Annotated in this window: 4 protein-coding genes and 1 pseudogene; 1 reads left to right on the forward strand and 4 read right to left on the reverse strand. The window is 45.1% G+C overall.

Annotation, left to right across the window (positions count from 1 at the left end):
- From PLH26_RS19430 to thrS, 3 genes and pseudogenes are all read right to left on the reverse strand, one after another.
- Positions 1–1,037, reverse strand: a pseudogene (locus PLH26_RS19430) (OmpA family protein); the annotation flags it as partial.
- A 275-nt stretch (positions 1,038–1,312) separates the two neighbouring features.
- Complete coding sequence (gene infC / locus PLH26_RS19435; protein ID WP_324587683.1) at positions 1,313–1,897, reverse strand: translation initiation factor IF-3; 585 nt, start codon at positions 1,895–1,897, stop codon at positions 1,313–1,315.
- A gap of 130 nt (positions 1,898–2,027) precedes the next feature.
- Positions 2,028–3,962 (reverse strand): threonine--tRNA ligase, encoded by a 1,935-nt coding sequence (gene thrS, locus PLH26_RS19440; RefSeq protein WP_324587684.1) that lies wholly within the window; start codon positions 3,960–3,962, stop codon positions 2,028–2,030.
- A 105-nt stretch (positions 3,963–4,067) separates the two neighbouring features.
- Here thrS and PLH26_RS19445 point away from each other — a divergent pair, with 105 nt between their 5' ends.
- On the forward strand, positions 4,068–5,156 hold the full coding sequence (locus tag PLH26_RS19445) for a hypothetical protein (RefSeq protein WP_324587685.1): 1,089 nt from the start codon (positions 4,068–4,070) through the stop codon (positions 5,154–5,156).
- Positions 5,157–5,506: 350 nt separating this feature from the next.
- Here PLH26_RS19445 and PLH26_RS19450 read toward each other — a convergent pair.
- The coding region (locus PLH26_RS19450) for a tetratricopeptide repeat protein (protein ID WP_324587686.1) at positions 5,507–5,896 on the reverse strand (390 nt) is incomplete at its 5' end.

Genomic DNA, 5,896 nt, shown 5'->3' on the forward strand with positions numbered 1-5,896 from the left:
TGGATAAAAGGGCAGCTTTCATCGCCGCCTGTATTTATTTTTGGACCCATATTCTCGGGTTCGCTCCAGCGGCCGTTGGGCATACGCTTCGAAACATAAATATCTTTTCCTCCATAACCGCCGGGTCGGTTGCTCGAAAAATACAATTCGCGCTTATCGGGTGAAAGACAGGGGGAAGATTCCCAGAATTCACTGTTTACAGGTTCCCCGAGGTTTTCGGGCATGCTCCAGCCCCTTTTGGTAAGAGACGAAAAAAACAAATCGCAGCTCCCCAACCCCTCGGGGAAATTACAGCCGGTAAATACCAGCCATTCGCCATCCTGTGAAATATTTTGTGCACCTTCATTGAAATTGCTGTTGATGTCGCCATCAATCCCTTTCGCCTTCGACCACAGGCTATCCTTGCGCTTGCTCACAAAAAAATCTTCATTGTATCCCTTCACACGTCTCGTAAAGACCAATATTTTGTCATCAATGGTTACCGAAGGATAATATTCAAGGTCTTCGCTATTTATGCTATCCCCTACGTTGCGCGGAGCGAAAACATAATTTTTAGTGGGGTGATCCTTGTCGTATTGCACCGCAAACTCAAAAGATCGTTTGCGGTACGTTCCTGCTTTACGGCTCGGCTCATTGAGGTCGGGATTGGCAAGAAATTCATTCACCGCATTCAGTGCAGCCTCAAACCGTCCTGCCCCTGCCAGGTTAATGGCATAGGGCAACCTGTAATCCTTCGTGTATTGAATATCCATGGCAAAGGCCTTTTCATAAGAAGCGATACAACTGTCGTACATTTTCATTTCTCCGTAAACGCCTGCTTTGGTAAGCCAGGCATCTACGTACCGATTATCTGCTTCAAGCGCACGATCTATAAAACGGATGGCTTCTTTGTAATGCCCGTTCTGCGCCTGGTCGAGCGCCAGGTTATAAAAATTGATCGCCTTTTTATTTATTTTCCCGGGGTCATACTGCTGGGCGAAAGAAACGCCGCACAACAGGCAGATACAGAACAATATAGCTATCCGGTTTATCATCATTGTATAGGAAATGATAACGAAGCTATTCAAAAATTATTCCGCAGTACAGAAGAAAATGTTAATGACAACCCGAAGCAACATGAAAAATTAATTCAATGCCTGCAGTTCATATTTTGTTCATTGGTGATTTTGCCACACAGCCACAAGGGCACAAAGGAAAACAACTTGTGATTTCGCGCTTTTGGAGATATTGCCACGAAGGCACAAGGGCCCAAAGGAAAACACTTTGTGGCTTCGTGACTTCGTGGCGTACTTTGCTATTTACAGTGGATTTATTACTTTTTCTTCTTCTGGCTTTTGGGAGCAAAAATGATCATCATCCTTTTGCCCTCTAATTTGGGCAGCCCCTCGGGAGCGCCTATCTCGTTCAGTCTTTCCGCGAACTTAAGCAGCAGCAATTCTCCTCTTTCTTTAAACATAATGGCGCGGCCTTTAAACTGCACGTATGCTTTTACTTTATTGCCATCCTTTAAAAAATCTTCGGCATGCTTGGCTTTAAAATTAAAGTCGTGTTCATCTGTATTGGGAGTGAACCGTATTTCCTTTACTTCAGAAACCTTGGAATTGGCTTTCATTTCCTTTTCCTTCTTCTTCTTTTCGTACAGGAATTTGTTATAATCAATGATCCTGCATACAGGCGGGTCTGCATTGGGAGAAATCTCCACAAGATCAAGCCCCTGCTCAACAGAAATCTTTAATGCCTCCTGGATAGAATATACACCCACCTCCACATTATCGCCCACCAGTCTTACCTGGGGCACTCTTATCATGTGGTTAGTGCGATGCTCCTGCTGTTGTTCTTTTCTGAAACGGGGGTTGAAATTACCCCTGGTAAATTGCGGTCGTGGTGGAAATGCCATTTACGATTTTTAAAGTGATACTCCTTTTCAGGGAGGTTTTAATTGTTATTGTTAAAATTTGAAATAACCTGTTTAACTGATATCAGATGTGCCCTTATTTCGTCTTTTCATATCTCACCTTTCACATCTTTCATTCCGATACCCTGTTCTTTATTTCGATAACAGTTTCTTTGATAAATTCTTCCACCGGCTTTGTGCCCGTATCGCCTTTGCCATGCCTTCTTACCGCTACTTTCTTTTCATTTACTTCCTTTTCTCCCACTACCAGCATGTAAGGTACTTTAGCCAGTTCGGTATCTCTAATTTTTCTCCCTATTTTTTCGGGCCTGTCGTCAATTTCCGCACGAATATCTGCATTTTTCAATGATTCCAAAACATTTTGTGCATATTCCATGAACCTGTCGCTGATGGGTAAAATCTTTACCTGCAAAGGCGCCAGCCACACCGGGAATTTGCCTGCGTAGTGCTCCAGCAGGAACCCTATAAAACGTTCATGCGTTCCCAAAGGCGCCCTGTGAATGATGAGGGGTATTTCGGGTGCATTGTCTTTGTTGGTGAATTCCAGGTTAAAGCGCCTGCCCTGTGCAAAATCTACCTGGTTGGTGGCCAGCGTAAACTCCCGCCCGATGGTGCTCCATATCTGCACATCAATTTTAGGGCCGTAAAAAGCAGCTTCATCCTGCACTTCTACAAAAGGTGTATTGGTGCGCACCAGCACATCCCTTACAAGGGCTTCCGTTTCTTTCCATAATTCCGGCTCATCCACATATTTTTTCCCCAGCTTGGAAGCATCGTGCAGGCTCAGCCGCATGACATACTTATCAATCCCAAAAATCTTAAAGTATTTAAGGTACATTTCATTTACCGCCTTAAACTCTTCATAAAACTGTTCTTTGGTGCAGTAAATGTGGGCATCATTCATATGCAGACAGCGAACCCTCATCAAACCAAACAACTCGCCGCTTTGCTCATAACGGTAGCAGGTACCGTATTCGGCCAAACGATAAGGAAGGTCTTTATAACTTTTGGGCTCAGCCGCAAATATTTTATGATGATGCGGGCAGTTCATCGCTTTCAGGTAGTATTTGGTGCCATCCAACTCCATAGGCGGGTACATGCTGTCCTGGTAATACGGCAAATGCCCGCTGGTGAGATACAGGTTTTCCTTGGCTATATGCGGCGTAACCACTCTTTTATAACCCGCTCTTTCTTCTGTGTCTTTGGCTAATTTCTCAAGCGCCTCAATAACTATTGCCCCATTGGGCAGCCACAAAGGCAATCCCGGCCCAATATCATCATCAAAAGCAAAAATGCCCAGCTCTTTGCCCAGTTTGCGATGATCCCGCTTTTTAGCTTCCTCCAGCATCTGCAGGTATTCATCCAGTTCCTTCTGGTTGGGAAAAGTAATACCATATATGCGTGTAAGCTGCTTGTTCCTTTCATCGCCTTTCCAGTATGCACCGGCAATATTGGTAAGCTTAATCGCTTTTATTAAACCGGTCTGGGGAATATGCGGACCGCGGCACAGGTCGGTAAACCCGCCCTGGGTATAGAAAGTAATATTACCGTCTTCCAGATTTTGCAACAGATCGAGCTTGTACTCATCTCCCTTGTCCTCAAAATATTTAACGGCATCTGCTTTTGAAATTTCCTTACGGATATAAGGATTGCCCTGCTTTGCCAGCTCCGCCATCTTTTTTTCAATGCCAGCCAGGTCTTCTTCACTTATTTTCCTGTCGCCCAGGTCCATATCATAGTAAAAGCCGTTTTCAACAGGCGGACCTACCCAAAATTTCACACCGGGAAACTGCGATTCCACAGCTTCAGCCAACAAATGTGCCGAAGAATGCCAGAAAGTGGATTTTCCTTCTGTTTCATTCCATGTCAGCAATTTCAAAGTGCTGTCGTTATAAATAGGGCGCGCCGCATCCCACACCTGCCCGTTAACACTGGCAGCCAGCACTTTCTTGGCCAGTCCCTCACTGATAGATTTTGCAATATCCAATGCGGTAGTACCCGGCTGATATTCCCGTACCGCGCCATCCGGAAAAGTAATTTTTATCATATTTTATTCTCCTGTTCCTGAAAAAGAGGGCAAATTTAACGAACTATTGGCGTATCATTTCATTTCATAAGGGTATTTCCCTGCTATTGAGTTTATTTTTGCTTCATGAAACTTTTGTATGCAATGAAAGGATGGCTTGTGCTGATTTTGCTACTGGGCAGCTATCGTGGTATAAGCCAGAATCTCAACGGGCAATGGCGCGGTTCATTCAATTCGGCTGGCGATGTTGTTGCCATGCAGGGGGAAACGGAATACGTACTGGAGCTGTATATTAAAGGCGACAAGGTGAGCGGGTATTCTTACTCGTATTTTAACTATCCCGAAAAAAGGTATTATGTGATATGCCGGCTGGAAGGCAGTTATGATGCATCAAGTAAATCGGTGATGGTAAATGAAGAGGAAAGGATCAAAGGCAATACACCGCCCAGATGGAGTGATTGTTTGCAAACACACATACTTACTTTTTTAAAGCAGGGCAGTACGGAAAAATTAGTAGGCAGATGGAGGGGGTACCGCCCGAATGGCTGTGGCGTAGGCAGTACCGAGCTGGAAAGGAAAACCCTTACGCGGGTGGTGCCCCGTAAAACGACACCTCAAAAGAACACTCAGGCAACTGTAAAACAAAAAACCACCACACAGCAAAATCTTACCCATAAGCCGCGATCCGGCTCTCCGGCAACAGCCAAAAAAGCTGCACCTGCAAATCCACCGGTTGTAAAAAAGAACAATCCAAAGCCTAAGACTGCAACACCCGGTAAGGAAACGATCGTTCCCAAGCCCCAAAAGGTCCAGGGCGCTACAAGATCCGAGCTACCCGATATTACCGCTCCTGAGCTCCCGGGATATGCCAAAAGAAGCAAAAACATCCTGAAGGTCATAGAAATCCCGACAGACGAGGAATTTAAAGTAGATTTTTACGATAATGGAGAAATTGACGGCGATACCATCTCCGTTTTTTACAATAACAAGTTGTTGCTCTCTCGTCACCGTTTAACCGACAAGCCGCTTTCCCTGAAGATCAAACTGGATACTACCCGCGAAGAAAATGAGCTGGTGATGTATGCCGATAATATGGGCGCCATCCCACCCAATACCGCTTTAATGGTGGTAACGGTGGCGGGTAAACGCCATGAAGTATACATTACCTCTACAGAAAAATCAAGCGGCACCATACGGTTCAGGAGGAAAGAATGATATGAGATTTAATATTTGAGATGCGTGCAGGGTACAAGTCGCAGGTTCCAGGATAGGGGCATTGCTGATTTCCGATTTTTTGATTGCTGATTTTTTAGTTCATAGTGTATTCTTTTGGATTTCAGGGTTAAGGCTTCGGGTTGATTCACGCCAGGTACGCAAAGAAGCAATGGGCTCAAAGAAAGGTATCGCTGTGCCCGCCGCCACGCTGTGCCCGCCGCGAGCAACCAAAACTGCCCGGTGGAAGATTTCACGCAAAGCGCGCGAAGGAGCAACGGCCGCAAAAAAAACACCTCCATGCAACTCCCTGTTTTCCCTGTCTCCGTGGTTCAGTTTTCAAATTTTCAAATTCATTTAAGCCTCTTCAACCCCTCCCCTGCCGCACTCAAATCCTTATCCAGCCCCAGCGCTTTTTGATAATACAATTTCGCTTCCTCCTTCCCCAATGCTTCCTCGCATCTGCCTGCGTTATAGTATCCTTCGGCAAAAGTATTACTCACCTGTATGGTCTGCTCAAATACAGCCAGTGCCGCTTTATAGTCTTTTGAATCGTAGAGTAATAATCCCTTTTCCACGTATGCATCCAGAAAAGTATAATCATTCTTAATGCACTCATCAAAGCTCGCCAGCGCCTTAGCCTTATCATTTGTGTTGGAGTAATATAATCCCTGTATAAACCTCGCTTCAGATCTTATACGGGGGTCAGGAGCGATCCGGATGACTTTATTTGTAGTAGTGAT

The sequence above is a fragment of the Agriterribacter sp. genome (assembly GCF_035444585.1).
Taxonomy (GTDB): domain Bacteria; phylum Bacteroidota; class Bacteroidia; order Chitinophagales; family Chitinophagaceae; genus Agriterribacter.

What these genes read in the sequence shown, in the direction of transcription:
- infC (WP_324587683.1), bottom strand. Translation starts at nt 1,897, where the DNA reads ATGGCATTTCCACCACGACCGCAATTTACCAGGGGTAATTTCAACCCC.
- thrS (WP_324587684.1), bottom strand. Translation starts at nt 3,962, where the DNA reads ATGATAAAAATTACTTTTCCGGATGGCGCGGTACGGGAATATCAGCCG.
- PLH26_RS19445 (WP_324587685.1), top strand. Translation starts at nt 4,068, where the DNA reads ATGAAACTTTTGTATGCAATGAAAGGATGGCTTGTGCTGATTTTGCTA.